The organism is Bacillus sp. FSL P2-0069, from assembly GCF_038593315.1.
In the GTDB taxonomy this organism is placed as follows: domain Bacteria; phylum Bacillota; class Bacilli; order Bacillales; family Bacillaceae; genus Bacillus; species Bacillus safensis.
This window is the reverse complement of record NZ_CP151984.1, coordinates 1-18,581: the sequence shown is the minus strand read 5'-3', so window position 1 is coordinate 18,581 and position 18,581 is coordinate 1. Positions and strand designations below refer to the sequence as shown.

Genomic DNA, 18,581 nt, shown 5'->3' with positions numbered 1-18,581 from the left:
TTATTAGAACCAGCCTTTTACTGTGTCAACGATTCCACCCCAAATGCCAGCGAAGAATCCACCTACACCACGCATTGCAAGGATGAACCAGTTTGCTTTTTCATCGCTTGTTTTCGTCACAAGCTCAACACCTGATTGGTCTTTATTTAAATAGCCGTAGTCCTTCTCATCACCAGAATAAGAAGTCGTCAGCATGCCAACCTTCGTTCCTTTTTTAATAGGAGCTTCTAGTTTCTTTTTCTCGATATTTACTTTTGCTTTATAGCTCTTTTCATCACCATTTTTTACTGGCACAGAAAATGCTTCTTTCGTCACAACAGGTACTTCTTTATCTTTGCCTTTATCCACTTCGATGTTTTCATGTCCTTTAATTTGTTGACCTTTTTTGTACATTTCTTTCATCGTGAAGTTTTTAAACGCATAGTCGAATAGTTTTTTTGCCACGTCGAAACGTGCTGTATGAAGATTACCTTTTGCATTCAAGATAACTGCGATGACACGCATGTCACCTTGTTTTGCTGTACCTGTGAAGCTAGAACCGGCTGAATCTGTAGATCCTGTTTTCAGCCCGTCTACACCTTTATATTCCTTCACAAGTCCTTTAAGCATGAAGTTCCAGTTAGGCATGTCCATTTCATCGTCAGTGCCTTCTCTGAACTTTGTTTTCGCAATACTTGCTGTTTCAAGAATTTCTGGATGGTCTTTGATGAGATGCTGTGCAAGCAAAGCCATATCTTTTGCAGATACTTCACTTTCTTCATCAGGACCTGTACCTTTTGGCTGTTGGCCATGTAAGTCTTTATTTTCCAGACCAGTTGCATTCACGAATTTGTAGTTTGTTAAACCAAGTTCTTTTGCTTTTGCGTTCATTTTTTCAACAAACTTCGATTCTGATCCAGCGATCACTTCTGCTAAACCAATCGCTGCTGCATTTGCCGAATAAATAGCCGTTGCTTGATAAAGTTCTTTTACTGTATACGAACCATCTTTTCTCAAAGGAACGTTGGATAAGCTGCGGTCCTGAGAAATTTCGTATACATAATCATCTGGCGTATACTTTTGATCCCATTTCACTTTTCCTTCAGCAATTGCCTCTAGTAATAGATACTCTGTCATCATTTTTGCCATACTTGCAATAGGCAGTCTTTGATCTGCGTTTTTACTATAAAGAATTTTACCTGTAGAAGCTTCAATAAGGATCGCTGCTTTCGCATTCACACTGAATGGATCTTCAGCAGCTTTTGCTTTGGACATTGGTGTAAATGCTGTAACAATCAATGCCAATGCAAGGATAGAGACCATAAGCTGTTTCATCATCTTGCTGTTCAATCGTCATACCTCCGTATTCATCTTTTTTCGACGTTTTTCATATATATGTAATCCACAAGGGCTTATCTCAACACAACAGTATAAATTTTATCACAATAAAGACAAAAAAAATAGACAGAGTCATAGACCCTGTCAAATGTAATTTGATTGTCACAATTTATCAAGAAATTGTGTAGTTTGGTGATTCTTTTGTAATTTGTACATCATGTGGATGACTCTCACGAAGTCCTGCACCCGTCATACGAATGAATTGTGCTTCTTCTCTAAGAGTGCGTAAATCTTGCGTTCCACAATAGCCCATACCAGAACGAATACCGCCAACTAGTTGATACACTGTATCAACGACTGGCCCTTTGTATGGTGTACGGCCTTCGATACCTTCAGGAACGAATTTTTTATTATCTTCTTGGAAGTAACGATCTTTACTTCCTTTTTCCATTGCAGCGACAGAACCCATACCACGATAAACTTTGAAACGTCTACCTTGGAAAATTTCTGTTTCTCCTGGGCTTTCAGATGTACCAGCTAGAAGGCTTCCCAGCATAACAGCATGTCCGCCAGATGCTAATGCTTTCACGATATCACCTGAATATTTAATTCCACCATCTGCAATAATAGCTTTACCATGTTTTCTTGCTTCTGTTGCACAGTCATAGATCGCTGTGATTTGTGGTACACCGACACCTGCAACAACACGTGTTGTACAAATAGATCCTGGTCCGATACCAACTTTCACAATATCTGCTCCTGCTTCAAACAATGCTTTAGTTGCTTCAGCTGTTGCAACATTACCAGCAATGATGTTAAGAGAAGGATACGTTTCACGGATTTTCGATACAGTGTTTAGAACACCTTGAGAATGACCGTGTGCTGTATCAATGACAATGACATCCACATTGGCTTCGACTAATTTTTTCACACGTGTCATTGTATCGCCAGTGACACCAACAGCGGCACCAACAATTAAACGGCCATGTGCATCTTTAGAGGAGTTAGGGAATTCAATCACTTTTTCAATATCTTTGATTGTGATAAGTCCTTTTAACGTTCCTTCGTCATCTAAAAGAGGTAATTTTTCAATCTTGTACTGCTGTAGGATTTTTTCAGCTTCTTCTAATGTTGTACCAACAGAAGCTGTCACAAGTTCCTCTTTTGTCATCACGTCGCTAATCTTCATTGAATAATCCGAAATAAAACGAAGGTCACGGTTCGTAATAATACCAACAAGCTTTTGGTCTTGTTCGTTGTTGACAATCGGCACACCTGAAATACGGTATTTACCCATCAAATGCTCTGCATCAAATACTTGATGCTCTGGTGTTAAGAAGAATGGATTTGTAATAACGCCGCGCTCTGAACGTTTTACTTTATCCACCTGTTCTGCTTGCTGTTCAATGGACATGTTCTTATGAATAATACCAAGACCACCTTGACGTGCCATTGCAATCGCCATTTGTGATTCCGTCACTGTGTCCATTCCCGCACTGATAATTGGAATGTTTAGCTTTAATGTGCTTGTTAGCTCCACTGATAAATCGACATCACGCGGAAGTACTTCAGACTTTGCTGGAACAAGCAAAACATCGTCAAACGTCAAACCTTCTTTTGAAAATTTACTTTCCCACATTAGTAAATCCCCCTCTTTTCGGCAAAATATTATATGTAGATTATCAACTAGCAAACAGCATGTCAAGGAAGCAACAAACAGTTGCAATTTTTAGAAAATATAAAGAGAGTTGAGGAAGAAGATGAAAAGTTCAGGATGGAAGGATTTAAAACGTTTTTACTCGCTCGAAACCTCCCAAAAGTTTCTATTTCAACAATATGAGAAACGGAACATTCAAGATGCAAACCAGCAAGCCTATAAAAACTGTGAACGATTTATTTACTTTCTAAAACATGGCCATACGTTCTATGAACAGGCAGCGATCGCGCCTCTAGAACTTAAACCCATTTTATTGTTTTATGGAATGGCACAGCTGCTTAAAGCATGTTTGCTGACAGTTGATCCCCATTATCCTTCTCAAACCTCTGTTTTAGCTCATGGCGTAACATCGAGAAAGAGAAAGAAACAGCATTACCGTTTTAGTGAAGATGAGGTAAAAATCCAAAGAAATGGGCTATGTATGCATGTGTTAAAGCATCTATTTCAATTAAATGGTCTTGAAGATGAACGATTTACGATGATCCATCTCCTGTCTAAAATACCTGAAATGAGTCATATTCTTGAGTTTCAAAAGCAGCCCTCGACATTAGTTAAAGTAGAAAAGGCTAATGGAATGATGATTCAAGATCATATTCCATTACTTTATAACATGTCTGCTGAACGCTTTATTGAATACTTTGAGTTCCATACAAGCTGGAAACTCAAACAGAGAGAGGCTAAAAAACTAACGTTTGATGTATTTCTTGAAGAAAACCCAGCTCTTGCTACTCATCTTCATTATGATTTAGAAATGGATCAATGGTTTATACCGTCAACACGAGATGCTTTTCTAGGGATTCCTGAAATCATCAGCCATTACTTATTGATGTATAACCTTAGTATGATTGCCCGCTACGAAACAGAATGGTGGTACGAGCTGCTGTCTCAATACATTAGCGATGATTACGTCATGATTGAACGCTACATGGAGATTGCAGAAGAGAAGTTCCCAGCATACATCATGATGCTGTTAGAAGAAAAAACAAAAAAGACCAGTTCCGACTGGAACTGATCCTAATAGAAGCTTGGCGGCGTCCTACTCTCACAGGGGGAAACCCCCAACTACCATCGGCGCTGAAGAGCTTAACTTCCGTGTTCGGTATGGGAACGGGTGTGACCTCTTCGCTATCGCCACCAAACCTGATGGAGAGAATGTTCTCTCAAAACTAGATAACAATGTTCATGCTTCACATTAGAATATAGGTTAAGTCCTCGATCTATTAGTATCTGTCAGCTCCACGTGTCACCACGCTTCCACCTCAGACCTATCAACCTGATCATCTTTCAGGGATCTTACTTCCTTGCGGAATGGGAAATCTCATCTTGAGGGGGGCTTCATGCTTAGATGCTTTCAGCACTTATCCCGTCCGCACATAGCTACCCAGCGATGCCCTTGGCAGAACAACTGGTACACCAGCGGTGCGTCCATCCCGGTCCTCTCGTACTAAGGACAGCTCCTCTCAAATTTCCTGCGCCCGCGACGGATAGGGACCGAACTGTCTCACGACGTTCTGAACCCAGCTCGCGTACCGCTTTAATGGGCGAACAGCCCAACCCTTGGGACCGACTACAGCCCCAGGATGCGATGAGCCGACATCGAGGTGCCAAACCTCCCCGTCGATGTGGACTCTTGGGGGAGATAAGCCTGTTATCCCCGGGGTAGCTTTTATCCGTTGAGCGATGGCCCTTCCATGCGGAACCACCGGATCACTAAGCCCGACTTTCGTCCCTGCTCGACTTGTAGGTCTCGCAGTCAAGCTCCCTTGTGCCTTTACACTCTGCGAATGATTTCCAACCATTCTGAGGGAACCTTTGGGCGCCTCCGTTACATTTTAGGAGGCGACCGCCCCAGTCAAACTGCCCACCTGACACTGTCTCCCTGCCCGATAAGGGCAGCGGGTTAGAAGGTCAATACAGCCAGGGTAGTATCCCACCGATGCCTCCACCGAAGCTAGCGCTCCGGTTTCCAAGGCTCCTACCTATCCTGTACAAGCTGTACCAACATTCAATATCAGGCTGCAGTAAAGCTCCACGGGGTCTTTCCGTCCTGTCGCGGGTAACCTGCATCTTCACAGGTACTATAATTTCACCGAGTCTCTCGTTGAGACAGTGCCCAGATCGTTGCGCCTTTCGTGCGGGTCGGAACTTACCCGACAAGGAATTTCGCTACCTTAGGACCGTTATAGTTACGGCCGCCGTTTACTGGGGCTTCAATTCGCACCTTCGCTTACGCTAAGCGCTCCTCTTAACCTTCCAGCACCGGGCAGGCGTCAGCCCCTATACTTCGCCTTACGGCTTCGCAGAGACCTGTGTTTTTGCTAAACAGTCGCCTGGGCCTATTCACTGCGGCTTCTCGGGGCTTTAACACCCTAAGAAGCACCCCTTCTCCCGAAGTTACGGGGTCATTTTGCCGAGTTCCTTAACGAGAGTTCTCTCGATCACCTTAGGATTCTCTCCTCGCCTACCTGTGTCGGTTTGCGGTACGGGCACCTCTCACCTCGCTAGAGGCTTTTCTTGGCAGTGTGGAATCAGGAACTTCGCTACTAAATTTCGCTCGCCATCACAGCTCAGCCTTTACGGGAAACGGATTTGCCTATTTCCCAGCCTAACTGCTTGGACGCGGATATCCAATACCGCGCTTACCCTATCCTCCTGCGTCCCCCCATTGCTCAAATGGTGAGGAGGTGGTACAGGAATATCAACCTGTTGTCCATCGCCTACGCCTTTCGGCCTCGGCTTAGGTCCCGACTAACCCTGAGCGGACGAGCCTTCCTCAGGAAACCTTAGGCATTCGGTGGACGGGATTCTCACCCGTCTTTCGCTACTCATACCGGCATTCTCACTTCTAAGCGCTCCACCAGTCCTTCCGGTCTGGCTTCACAGCCCTTAGAACGCTCTCCTACCACTGTTCGTAAGAACAGTCCGCAGCTTCGGTGATACGTTTAGCCCCGGTACATTTTCGGCGCAGAGTCACTCGACCAGTGAGCTATTACGCACTCTTTAAATGGTGGCTGCTTCTAAGCCAACATCCTGGTTGTCTAAGCAACTCCACATCCTTTTCCACTTAACGTATACTTTGGGACCTTAGCTGGCGGTCTGGGCTGTTTCCCTTTCGACTACGGATCTTATCACTCGCAGTCTGACTCCCAAGGATAAGTCATCGGCATTCGGAGTTTGACTGAATTCGGTAACCCGGTAGGGGCCCCTAGTCCAATCAGTGCTCTACCTCCGAGACTCTTACCTTGAGGCTAGCCCTAAAGCTATTTCGGAGAGAACCAGCTATCTCCAGGTTCGATTGGCATTTCACCCCTACCCACACCTCATCCCCGCACTTTTCAACGTGCGTGGGTTCGGGCCTCCATTCAGTGTTACCTGAACTTCACCCTGGACATGGGTAGATCACCTGGTTTCGGGTCTACGACCACGTACTCATGCGCCCTATTCAGACTCGCTTTCGCTGCGGCTCCGCATCTTCTGCTTAACCTTGCACGGGATCGTAACTCGCCGGTTCATTCTACAAAAGGCACGCCATCACCCGTTAACGGGCTCTGACTACTTGTAGGCACACGGTTTCAGGATCTATTTCACTCCCCTTCCGGGGTGCTTTTCACCTTTCCCTCACGGTACTGGTTCACTATCGGTCACTAGGGAGTATTTAGCCTTGGGAGATGGTCCTCCCGGATTCCGACGGAATTTCACGTGTTCCGCCGTACTCAGGATCCACTCTGGAGAGAACAACATTTCAGTTACAGGGCTGTTACCTTCTTTGGCGGGCCTTTCCAGACCTCTTCGCTTATATCGTTCCTTTGTAACTCCGTATAGAGTGTCCTACAACCCCAAGAGGCAAGCCTCTTGGTTTGGGCTGTTCCCGTTTCGCTCGCCGCTACTCAGGGAATCGCATTTGCTTTCTCTTCCTCCGGGTACTTAGATGTTTCAGTTCCCCGGGTATGCCTTCTCATACTCTATGTATTCAAGTATGGATACTACTCCATTACGAGCAGTGGGTTTCCCCATTCGGAAATCTCCGGATCAAAGCTTGCTTACAGCTCCCCGAAGCATATCGGTGTTCGTCCCGTCCTTCATCGGCTCCTAGTGCCAAGGCATCCACCGTGCGCCCTTTCTAACTTAACCATTTCTTACTTTAGAAAGAATCACTATGTGTGATGAACTTTGCATTGCATTCAATGTGAATGTATTACTTATTGTTATCTAGTTTTCAAAGAACACGTTGGTGGAGCCTAGCGGGATCGAACCGCTGACCTCCTGCGTGCAAGGCAGGCGCTCTCCCAGCTGAGCTAAGGCCCCGATTTAATAGAAGATGGTGGGCCTGAGTGGACTCGAACCACCGACCTCACGCTTATCAGGCGTGCGCTCTAACCAGCTGAGCTACAGGCCCATCTTTCATATCGAAGATATGATGTTGTAGGATCTTTTGCAAGTTCCTTCAAAACTAAACAAGACGAAAACGTACGCTGCTCCATATATCCTTAGAAAGGAGGTGATCCAGCCGCACCTTCCGATACGGCTACCTTGTTACGACTTCACCCCAATCATCTGCCCCACCTTCGGCGGCTGGCTCCATAAAGGTTACCTCACCGACTTCGGGTGTTGCAAACTCTCGTGGTGTGACGGGCGGTGTGTACAAGGCCCGGGAACGTATTCACCGCGGCATGCTGATCCGCGATTACTAGCGATTCCAGCTTCACGCAGTCGAGTTGCAGACTGCGATCCGAACTGAGAACAGATTTATGGGATTGGCTAAACCTTGCGGTCTTGCAGCCCTTTGTTCTGTCCATTGTAGCACGTGTGTAGCCCAGGTCATAAGGGGCATGATGATTTGACGTCATCCCCACCTTCCTCCGGTTTGTCACCGGCAGTCACCTTAGAGTGCCCAACTGAATGCTGGCAACTAAGATCAAGGGTTGCGCTCGTTGCGGGACTTAACCCAACATCTCACGACACGAGCTGACGACAACCATGCACCACCTGTCACTCTGTCCCCGAAGGGAAAGCCCTATCTCTAGGGTTGTCAGAGGATGTCAAGACCTGGTAAGGTTCTTCGCGTTGCTTCGAATTAAACCACATGCTCCACCGCTTGTGCGGGCCCCCGTCAATTCCTTTGAGTTTCAGTCTTGCGACCGTACTCCCCAGGCGGAGTGCTTAATGCGTTAGCTGCAGCACTAAGGGGCGGAAACCCCCTAACACTTAGCACTCATCGTTTACGGCGTGGACTACCAGGGTATCTAATCCTGTTCGCTCCCCACGCTTTCGCTCCTCAGCGTCAGTTACAGACCAGAGAGTCGCCTTCGCCACTGGTGTTCCTCCACATCTCTACGCATTTCACCGCTACACGTGGAATTCCACTCTCCTCTTCTGCACTCAAGTTTCCCAGTTTCCAATGACCCTCCCCGGTTGAGCCGGGGGCTTTCACATCAGACTTAAGAAACCGCCTGCGAGCCCTTTACGCCCAATAATTCCGGACAACGCTTGCCACCTACGTATTACCGCGGCTGCTGGCACGTAGTTAGCCGTGGCTTTCTGGTTAGGTACCGTCAAGGTGCGAGCAGTTACTCTCGCACTTGTTCTTCCCTAACAACAGAGCTTTACGATCCGAAAACCTTCATCACTCACGCGGCGTTGCTCCGTCAGACTTTCGTCCATTGCGGAAGATTCCCTACTGCTGCCTCCCGTAGGAGTCTGGGCCGTGTCTCAGTCCCAGTGTGGCCGATCACCCTCTCAGGTCGGCTACGCATCGTCGCCTTGGTGAGCCATTACCCCACCAACTAGCTAATGCGCCGCGGGTCCATCTGTAAGTGACAGCCGAAACCGTCTTTCATCCTTGAACCATGCGGTTCAAGGAACTATCCGGTATTAGCTCCGGTTTCCCGGAGTTATCCCAGTCTTACAGGCAGGTTACCCACGTGTTACTCACCCGTCCGCCGCTAACATCCGGGAGCAAGCTCCCTTCTGTCCGCTCGACTTGCATGTATTAGGCACGCCGCCAGCGTTCGTCCTGAGCCAGGATCAAACTCTCCGAAAAAATACAAAACCGAAGTTTTGTTTTTCGCCAGTTTGACTGACTACCTATGAAGTTTCATAGGATTTTTTTATAAAAACTCGAATTAACAGGTACGTTTTGTCTTGTTTAGTTTTCAAAGAACTTGTTTGTCACTCTCTTAAAGCGACCACTTAAATATATCATATATCTCTATCAACAGTCAACATTTTTCTTGAAAAACATTTTATTTTTTTAAGAAGTTTCCACTGTAAAAGAGATAAAAAATAGAGCCTCTTTTTGCTCCTTTGAAAGATTAACACATATCTATGAAAAAAGCATTATAAATTTCAAAAAAACATGAGTTTTTTTAGAAAAAAATAAAGCCGGTGAAAAACCGGCTTTATTTTTACTCAGATTGCTCTTGATCTGACTCTATAGTTTCTACGTTTTCTTCACTATTCTCTTCATCATCTTCTTGTGATTGTTCAACTAATGCCACTGTAGCGACATGTTCATCATCACCTAGACGGATCAGGCGGACACCTTGAGTGACTCGGCCTGTTGTTGAAATGTCTGAAACGGCCATACGAATGATCACGCCGCTTCCTGTAATAATCATCAAGTCCTCTTCAGCTTCAGCATTCGTCGCCTTCACTGCGACAAGCGGACCATTGTTGTCAGTGATTTTACATGTTTTAAGACCTTTACCGCCCCGACTTTGAACACGGTATTCTTTTTCAGGTGTTAACTTACCATATCCTTTTTCGGTGACAATCAATACGTTTGCATCTGGCTCAAGGATTTCCATCCCAACGACGATGTCATCTTCAGAAAGCGTAATTCCTTTCACGCCAGCTGCCGTACGCCCCATTTCACGAACATCTGTCTCGTCGAAACGAATCAGCATACCTTTTTTCGTACCAATGATGATTTGTTTTTCTCCATTGGTTAAACGGACAGCCATCAGTTCATCTTCGTCACGAAGACTTAATGCGATAAGTCCATTGTTTCGAATGTTGGCAAACTGAGACAATGAAGTTCGTTTTGATACACCATGTCTTGTTGTAAAGAAGAGATACGAATCTTCATCAAATTCGCTTACTGGAATAATGGCATTAATCCACTCTCCCTTTTCTACTTCAAGCAGGTTAATAATCGGAATCCCTTTCGCTGTCCGTCCGAATTCAGGAATCTCATATCCCTTCGCACGATAGACCTTCCCTTTATTAGAGAAGAAGAGGATCGTATCATGGGTAGATGTTGAAATCAGCTGTTCTACGAAATCATCCTCATTGGTTCCCATTCCCTGAACACCTTTACCGCCTCTTTTTTGACTGCGGTATGTTGATGCAGGCAGACGCTTGATATAACCATTATGAGTCAGCGTAATCACGATGTTCTCAACAGGAATCAAATCTTCGTCTTCAATTGTTTCAATACCTGCTGTCACAATTTCAGTACGGCGCGTATCATTGAAACGTTCTTTGATTTCTGTTAATTCTTCTCTAATGATTTCAAGAACTTTTTCATTGTCTGCTAAAATGGCTTTCAACTCAGCAATCAAATCAACAAGCCCTTTGTATTCTTCTTCTATCTTTTCTCTTTCCAAACCAGTTAAGCGCTGAAGACGCATATCAAGAATGGCCTGTGCTTGTTTTTCGGACAAGCTATAGTTCTCCATTAAGCCATTTCTCGCGATTTCAGCAGTTTGAGAGCTTCTAATTAATGCAATGACTTCATCTAAGTGGTCAAGAGCGATTCTTAAACCTTCTAGAATATGAGCTCTTGCTTCAGCTTTACGAAGTTCATATGCTGTTCTTCTGCGAATAATCACTTTTTGATGCTCTAGATAATATTCAAGACATTGTTTGAGGGACAAGACTTTAGGCTGTCCATCGACAAGTGCCAATAAGTTGATTCCAAATGATGTTTGGAGTGTCGTTTGTTTATAAAGATTGTTTAATAGAACGTGGGCGTTCGCATCTCTTCGCAGTTCAATCACAATCCGCATTCCATTACGATCAGACTCGTCACGCAGATCTGTAATGCCATCGATCTTTTTATCGCGCACAAGATCAGCGATTTTTTCGATCAAACGGGCTTTGTTGACCTGATATGGAATTTCATTGATGACAATCCGCTGCTTACCGCTGGATGTTTCTTCGATGATAGACTTAGCACGTAATGTAATAGAGCCCCGGCCTGTTTCATATGCCTTACGGATTCCGCTTCGGCCAATGATTTGTCCCGCAGTTGGGAAGTCTGGTCCTGGAATGATCTCCATTAGTTCCTGTGTTGTCATTTCTGGACTTTGACTAATTGCCAGTACACCATCAATCACTTCACCTAGCTGGTGAGGCGGAATGTTGGTTGCCATCCCTACAGCGATACCTGTTGCCCCGTTGACTAATAAGTTCGGGAAACGAGCAGGCATGACGATTGGTTCTCTTTCACTGCCATCGTAGTTATCTTGATAATCAATCGTATCCTTGGTGATATCACGAAGGATTTCCATTGAAATTTTAGATAGACGCGCCTCAGTATAACGCATTGCTGCTGCACTGTCTCCATCGACAGAACCAAAGTTTCCGTGTCCTTCAACCAGCATATTTCGATAGTTGAAGTCTTGCGCCATACGAACCATCGCTTCGTATACAGCGCTGTCACCGTGAGGGTGGTACTTACCGATAACTTCTCCAACGATACGTGCAGATTTCTTAAATGGTTTATCACTTGTCATACCTAGGTCATTCATCGCATACAAAATTCTTCGATGCACGGGCTTCAATCCATCTCGCACATCTGGTAATGCACGCGAAACAATAACACTCATTGCATAATCTAAAAAGGACGTACGCATTTCTTGACTAATATTCACTTCGCGTACATTTGGTGTATGTTGTTCACTCACTATAAGAACCTCCCTTTACGTATCACATGAAATAAATTATGTGGGAGTAAAATATGTATTTATCTTCACAAGACTATTCTTCATTATATCAATAATCTCGGCTTTATACACATTAATTTACTAGAAAATCAACGAAAACACGGAAAACCAGGACATTCGTTTCACACCCCTGTTTCTTGAAAAACAACCTTATTCCAAACAAGAAATAAGGTTGTTCTCAGGAGGGATTCATCTAAATATCAAGGTTTTTCACGTATTGTGCATTTTCTTCGATAAAGTTCCGTCTCGGCTCTACTTTATCTCCCATCAGCATTTCAAATGTCTCATCAGCATCGATCGCATCCTCAAGTGTGACTTGAAGAAGTGTTCTCGCATCAGGGTCCATTGTTGTTTCCCAAAGCTGAGTAGCATTCATCTCTCCAAGACCTTTATAACGCTGAAGTCCAGGCTTTGGTGTTTGAGGTAGTGATTTTAACAGCTCATCCAGCTGTTTATCGTTATACACGTACTCCACACGTTTTCCTTGCTGCACTTTATATAAAGGCGGCTGCGCAATATACACATAACCGTTTTCAATGATTTGACGCATGTAACGATAAAAGAATGTTAAGAGAAGCGTTCGGATATGCGCTCCATCTACATCGGCATCTGTCATGATCACAACTTTGTGATAGCGTGCTTTCTCTAAAGTGAAGTCTTCTCCAATTCCAGTTCCTAACGCTGTAATCATTGCACGAACCTCGTTGTTCGATAAAATTTTATCTAAACGAGCTTTTTCTACGTTTAGGATCTTCCCTCTTAACGGTAAGATCGCTTGGAAGTGACGATCACGGCCTTGCTTAGCAGATCCGCCCGCAGAATCTCCCTCTACAATATAGAGCTCAGAGATGGAAGGATCTTTAGAAGAACAGTCCGCCAGTTTCCCAGGTAAGCTGGAGACTTCCAGCGCACTTTTACGTCTTGTCAGCTCACGAGCCTTTTTGGCAGCCATTCTTGCACGAGCTGCCATCAGTCCTTTTTCCACAATTTTTTTCGCAGAATCAGGATTTTCAAGCAAGAATTTCTCAAGTGCTTCTGAGAAAAGGGAGTCTGTGATGGTTCTCGCTTCTGAGTTCCCAAGCTTTGTCTTCGTTTGTCCTTCGAATTGAGGGTCTGGATGTTTGATGGAGATAATGGCTGTTAAGCCTTCTCGCACATCTTCACCACTTAAATTCGCATCCCCATCTTTGAATACGCCATTTTTACGAGCATAGTCATTGATGACACGCGTTAGACCGGTTTTAAAGCCAGCTTCATGTGTTCCGCCTTCATACGTGTTGATATTGTTGGCGAAGGAATAGATATTGCTTGTATAGGAATCGTTATATTGTAATGCTACTTCAACTGTGATTCCGTCTTTCTCACCTTCGATGTACACAGGTTCTTCATGAACGACTTCTTTTGAGCGGTTTAAATGTTCTACATAGCTCTTAATACCGCCTTCGTAGCAGTATTCATTTCTCCGCTCTTTGCCTTCACGCAAGTCTTCTATGATGATGTTTACACCTTTTGTTAAGAAAGCTAACTCACGAACACGGTTAGCAAGTGTATCGTAATCAAATTCAATGGTTTCCGTGAAAATTTCTGGATCTGGCACAAAGTGGGTTGTTGTCCCGGTTACATCTGTTTCACCAATAACCTCTAAATCTCCCACTGGAACACCGCGTTTGAACTGCTGATAATGAATTTTTCCGTCACGGTATACGGTCACGTCTAAGGTAGTAGATAATGCATTTACAACAGATGCCCCTACACCATGCAGACCGCCAGATACTTTATAACCGCTGCCGTCAAATTTACCGCCAGCGTGAAGAACAGTCATAATGACCTCTACGGCAGGACGCCCCATTTTCTCATGAATTCCAACAGGAATCCCGCGGCCATTATCTTTTACTGTAATGCTGTTATCCTTTTCAATTTGCACTGTAATGTCTGTACAATAACCAGCTAATGCCTCATCAATACTGTTGTCGACAATTTCCCATACAAGATGGTGAAGTCCTTTTGCATTGGTTGACCCAATGTACATTCCTGGACGTTTTCTAACAGCTTCTAGTCCTTCAAGCACCTGTATCTGATTTTCATCATAACTATTATGTTGCTGTTCCATTGCCACGTACATTCACCTACACTTTTCTTAAACGATATATTTATATGAATTGAGCTTTTAGACTTCAATTTCAATCACAAACGAAGCACGTTTTTTGAGCGTGCTTGAGGAAAGAGGAGAGTAATAAACAGACTCAGTTGTGACGACAATGGATTTGGGTGTCCCTTGTGATAACGAAATGATATGTTTCTCCTGTTTTTGTAGAAATTCTTCTACAACAGAAGACGACCTCATTTTGTAATCAACAATTGCGACAATCTCTCGTGTAGAAACAACACAATCATCACCTAAATGAATATACAAGACTCACACCTCATTTATCAGTCAATTACTTTTCCACTGGCTACTCTGAAAATTTCCGCTTCTTTCAGGGTGGCGTGATCGATGCCTTCAACACTTGTTGTGGTGACGAAGGTCTGTACTCGCCCCTGAATGGTATGGAGCAAATGAGACTGTCTGTAATCATCAAGTTCAGATAACACATCATCAAGTAGAAGAATAGGATATTCTCCGATTTCTTCATGTATCAGATCAATTTCTGCCAGCTTTAGTGAAAGAGCTGTTGTTCTTTGCTGCCCTTGAGAGCCATATGTCTGAACATCCCGGCCATTCACAAAGAAAAGCAGGTCATCTCTGTGAGGTCCCCACAGTGTCACCCCTCGGTCTATTTCTCTCTCTCTTAGTTTCTGAAACGATTCTTCATAGCTATTCTTTATTTTCGACAAGTCTGACGCTTCTGATACCTCTATTGCCGTCTGGTATTGGAGCGTGAGTGTTTCTAGCTCTCTAGAAATCCCAAAATGCAGCGGCTGCGCCCATTTTTCGAGCTGTTTCGTAAAAGTCAGTCGTCTTTTGACCACTTTCGCTGCCGCATCAATCAACTGCTCTGTTAAAATCTCCAGCATCGCTTGATCCGATTGCTTTCTTGTCTGCAATTGTTTCAAGTAATGATTCCGCTGAGAAAGGATTTTTTGATAGAGCGATAAATCATGCAAGTAGACAGCAGAAACTTGTCCAATCTCCATGTCGAGGAATCTTCTGCGGATTTGCGGGCTGCCCTTCACAAGACTTAAGTCCTCTGGCGCAAACATGATGGTGTTTAATGCACCAACATAATGACTGAGCTTCTGTTGTTCAATGTGATTGACCTTGCCCTTTTTCCCTTTTTTTGAGATCACGAGCTGCATTGGGAGTGGACCATTTTTTTTAATGACTCTACCTTCTATTTTAGCATAGTCTTGGTCCCATCGGATAAGTTCTTTATCATTTGACGTACGATGAGACTTTGCCATCGACAATACATAGATCGCTTCCATCAAGTTCGTTTTACCTTGGGCATTCTCGCCGATCATGACATTCACCTTATTGTCGAATTGAAGCTCGGTGTGTTCATAGTTTCGGTATGAAGTTAACGCCAGACTTTGAATGTACATGTATTGTCACCCGTTTCTAATTCACAACTTGAAATGTGCCGTAACCTTCAATCTCGACAACATCTCCTGGGTATAGTTTGCGTCCCCGTCTATTATCTGGCTCTTGATTAATGAACACCTCATGTTCACTTAAAAACCATTTCGCCATTCCGCCAGATTGGATGACTTCGGCTAATTTCAAAAACTGCCCTAATGTAATCATTTCTGTTTCAATGGTTATAAGATTAGGCATTGTATCGACCTCTTTCAATATCACTAATATCTAATTGTACTAAAAAACAAGACAAGAAGGAAAGGGGGAAAGCCAACTGGGATGAAAGAAAGCATGGAAAACGAGAAGAAAAGCTGCTGTGCACTCACACAGCAGCCATTTTAGATTGAATTAATACGTTCTTACCGGAAGAATCAATTGCAAGATAGAATCATCATTCGGCGTACGCAGCAGGAACGGTCTCATTGCACCAGTAAAGCTTACATGAATATCTGTTCCCTCTAATACTTTTAACGCATCCAGCATATATTTTGGACTGAAGGAGATTTTAAGATCTTCCCCTTTAATGTCATCTGCTTGAACCGTCTCCACCACTTTACCGATCTCAGGTGAATTAGAAGAGATTTCAAGGCTTTGTTCAGGATCAGCTGACAGTTTCACGACATTATTACGTCCTTCTCTTGCCAAAAGTGATGCACGATCAATGGCTTGAAGGAACTCTTTCGTGTTGACCACGACATCCGTTTTACTTTCTTGCGGGATCAGACGAGCTGTATCTGGATAATTTCCATCCAGCAACCTTGAGAAGAACAGCACATTTTGTGCTTTAAAAAGAACTTGGGTTTCTGTAATGACGATGCTCACAAGATCTTGTCCATCATCAAGAATTTTACTTAGCTCTGTTAAACTCTTCCCTGGAATCACGACATTATACGAACTTTCCTCGTTAATATCTAGCTTCGCTTTTCTTAAAGCAAGACGGTGGCTATCCGTCGCCGTGCATATTAATTCACCTTTTTCCACCTTCCAGTTTACACCTGTCAAGATAGGTCGTGTTTCTGAGGTGGACACTGCAAAAACAGTTTGACGAATTAAGTTTTTAAGCAGATCTGTCGGAATTTGAAATGCATGATGCTCTTCAATTTGTGGAAGATGCGGATATTCTTCAGCATCTAAACCGTTTAGGTTAAATTCCGCTGAACCAGAGCGGATGATCGTCAGGTGATTTTGTTCTACTTCAATTTCGACAGTAGACATAGGCAGTTTCTTTACAATTTCACTAAAGAAGCGGGCTTGAAGCACAATACTTCCCGGACGATCAATGGTGATAACCTCTAAATCTCCATCTCTTTGAGGAATGAAAGATTCAATTGAGATATCAGAATCGCTTCCTGTTAGAGAAACCCCTTCATCAGACGCAACAATTTTAATCCCTGTCAAAATAGGAATCGTTGTTCTAGAGGATACAGCCTTTAATACATCTTGGACACTTTGGACAAGACGATCTTTTTGAATCGTGAATTTCATAGTGGTCCTCCTAAATTTTCTTAATGACATGTATATATATTTTATTAATAAAAATCGTAGAAGTAATAGTAGGGCTTGTGAATATGTGGATAAGTCATGAAAAAGAAAGGAAAGACAGCCTATCCACATGTGGACAGACTGTGTATGACTATGCTCTAGTTATTCACATTTTCCCGTACTCATTATATCAGCTTGGTTATTTTAATTGTTCTTTGATCTCTTTGACATGCTGCTGAAGCTGTTCATCTTCAACAATTAATTTCGAAATCTTCTCATGAGCATGAATGACAGTCGTATGATCACGACCGCCAAATTCTTCTCCGATTTTAGGCAGAGAGGAATCGGTCATTTCTCTGGAGAGGTACATGGCAATTTGTCTTGGATAAGCAACTGACTTCGTACGTTTCTTTGCTTTGAAATCCTCTAATCGAATATTAAATTGCTGCCCTACAATTCTTTGAATATCTTTAATTGTAATGACCTTAGGCTTTGATGAAGGAATGATGTCCTTTAGCGCCTCAGCTGCTAGATCTGCATTAATGTCTTTATTAATTAAAGATGAATAAGCAACAACACGAATCAAAGCACCCTCCAGCTCACGAATGTTGCTGTCGATTTGATTGGCAATGTACAGCATGACTTCATTTGGAATGTCCAAGCCTTCTGCCTTTGCTTTTTTGCGCAGAATTGCGATGCGCGTTTCTAGATCTGGCGGGGTAATGTCTGTAATTAAGCCCCATTCAAATCGAGAGCGTAATCTGTCTTCAAGTGTCGGAATTTCCTTCGGAGGCCGGTCACTAGAAATGACGATTTGCTTACTTTCTTCGTGAAGTGTGTTGAATGTATGGAAAAACTCTTCTTGTGTTTGTTCTTTTCCTGCTAGAAATTGAATATCATCTATCAAAAGCACATCTACATTCCGATAGCGGTTACGGAAGTCGACAGCTTTGTTATCTCGAATTGAGTTGATAAATTCATTAGTAAATTTTTCAGATGATAGATAGACCACTTTGGCCGATGGATTATGGTCGATCACGTAATGACCAATCGCATGCATCAAGTGAGTCTTTCCTAAACCAACGCCCCCATAAATAAAAAGCGGGTTATATGCTTTTGCTGGTGCTTCCGCGACTGCAAGTGAAGCGGCATGAGCAAAACGGTTGCCTGAACCAATAACAAAAGTATCAAATGTATATTTTGGATTCAGCATATTTTGTGGAATGTCAACGGGCTCTTCTTTAGACATTTTTTTGATAGGAGACTTTGGCATGGCTTCCTCTTCGTCCTGATTTTGAGGAATAATAAATTTAATGCTGAGCTCTTCACCTGTTAGTTCATAGATGGTATCAGCAATTAAGTGAAGATATCTTGACTCAAGCCAATCTCTAGCAAATTCATTAGGTGCCGTAATTGTAAGCGTATCTCCCTGAAGAGAATGGGCTTTTGTCGATTTCATCCATGTCTCAAAACTGGGTTTGCTCAATTTTGTCTCTATTTTTTGAAGTGCTTTATTCCACAGATCCAAAATATTTTCCAT

At 43.5% G+C, this 18,581-nt stretch carries 10 protein-coding genes, 2 tRNA genes and 3 rRNA genes; 1 reads left to right on the top strand and 14 read right to left on the bottom strand.

The features are described from left to right. Positions 1-3: 3 nt before the first annotated feature. Positions 4-1,329, bottom strand: a complete 1,326-nt coding sequence (locus NSQ34_RS00075; protein ID WP_065214475.1) for a D-alanyl-D-alanine carboxypeptidase family protein — start codon at positions 1,327-1,329, stop codon at positions 4-6. Positions 1,330-1,489: 160 nt separating this feature from the next. Next, positions 1,490-2,956 (bottom strand): IMP dehydrogenase, encoded by a 1,467-nt coding sequence (gene guaB, locus NSQ34_RS00070; protein WP_024426749.1) that lies wholly within the window; start codon positions 2,954-2,956, stop codon positions 1,490-1,492. Positions 2,957-3,077: 121 nt separating this feature from the next. Here guaB and NSQ34_RS00065 point away from each other — a divergent pair, with 121 nt between their 5' ends. Continuing rightward, positions 3,078-4,046: a YaaC family protein gene (locus NSQ34_RS00065; protein ID WP_024426750.1), complete on the top strand. Its 969-nt coding sequence runs from the start codon at positions 3,078-3,080 to the stop codon at positions 4,044-4,046. Positions 4,047-4,057: 11 nt separating this feature from the next. On the opposite strand, the gene rrf is transcribed toward NSQ34_RS00065, so the two are convergent. The 12 genes from rrf to dnaA all read right to left on the bottom strand — a co-directional run bounded on the left by rrf (position 4,058) and on the right by dnaA (position 18,581). Then, positions 4,058-4,173, bottom strand: a 5S ribosomal RNA gene (gene rrf / locus NSQ34_RS00060). 61 nt (positions 4,174-4,234) lie between these two features. Further along, positions 4,235-7,165, bottom strand: a 23S ribosomal RNA gene (locus tag NSQ34_RS00055). A gap of 98 nt (positions 7,166-7,263) precedes the next feature. Further along, positions 7,264-7,339, bottom strand: a tRNA-Ala gene (locus NSQ34_RS00050). A 14-nt stretch (positions 7,340-7,353) separates the two neighbouring features. Next, positions 7,354-7,430 (bottom strand) — tRNA-Ile (locus tag NSQ34_RS00045). A 95-nt stretch (positions 7,431-7,525) separates the two neighbouring features. Further along, positions 7,526-9,074: ribosomal RNA gene (locus NSQ34_RS00040) — 16S ribosomal RNA — on the bottom strand. The 16S, 23S and 5S rRNA genes sit together here with 2 tRNA genes alongside, the layout of an rRNA operon. Positions 9,075-9,438: 364 nt before the next feature. After that, positions 9,439-11,943 (bottom strand): DNA gyrase subunit A, encoded by a 2,505-nt coding sequence (gene gyrA / locus NSQ34_RS00035; protein ID WP_034283649.1) that lies wholly within the window; start codon positions 11,941-11,943, stop codon positions 9,439-9,441. Between the two features lie 232 nt (positions 11,944-12,175). Beyond that, complete coding sequence (gene gyrB, locus NSQ34_RS00030; protein ID WP_041118480.1) at positions 12,176-14,092, bottom strand: DNA topoisomerase (ATP-hydrolyzing) subunit B; 1,917 nt, start codon at positions 14,090-14,092, stop codon at positions 12,176-12,178. Positions 14,093-14,149: 57 nt separating this feature from the next. Then, complete coding sequence (locus tag NSQ34_RS00025; protein WP_034283648.1) at positions 14,150-14,395, bottom strand: extracellular matrix/biofilm biosynthesis regulator RemA family protein; 246 nt, start codon at positions 14,393-14,395, stop codon at positions 14,150-14,152. Positions 14,396-14,412: 17 nt separating this feature from the next. Continuing rightward, positions 14,413-15,525: a DNA replication/repair protein RecF gene (gene recF / locus NSQ34_RS00020; RefSeq protein WP_041105878.1), complete on the bottom strand. Its 1,113-nt coding sequence runs from the start codon at positions 15,523-15,525 to the stop codon at positions 14,413-14,415. Between the two features lie 16 nt (positions 15,526-15,541). Then, positions 15,542-15,757 carry a S4 domain-containing protein YaaA gene (yaaA, locus tag NSQ34_RS00015; RefSeq protein WP_008360916.1) on the bottom strand — a complete coding sequence of 72 codons (216 nt, stop codon included), beginning with the start codon at positions 15,755-15,757 and terminating at the stop codon, positions 15,542-15,544. Positions 15,758-15,907: 150 nt separating this feature from the next. After that, a complete protein-coding gene (gene dnaN, locus NSQ34_RS00010; RefSeq protein ID WP_024424074.1) occupies positions 15,908-17,044 on the bottom strand; it encodes a DNA polymerase III subunit beta in 1,137 nt (378 codons plus the stop codon). Between the two features lie 196 nt (positions 17,045-17,240). Further along, on the bottom strand, positions 17,241-18,581 hold the full coding sequence (dnaA, locus tag NSQ34_RS00005) for a chromosomal replication initiator protein DnaA (protein WP_024424073.1): 1,341 nt from the start codon (positions 18,579-18,581) through the stop codon (positions 17,241-17,243).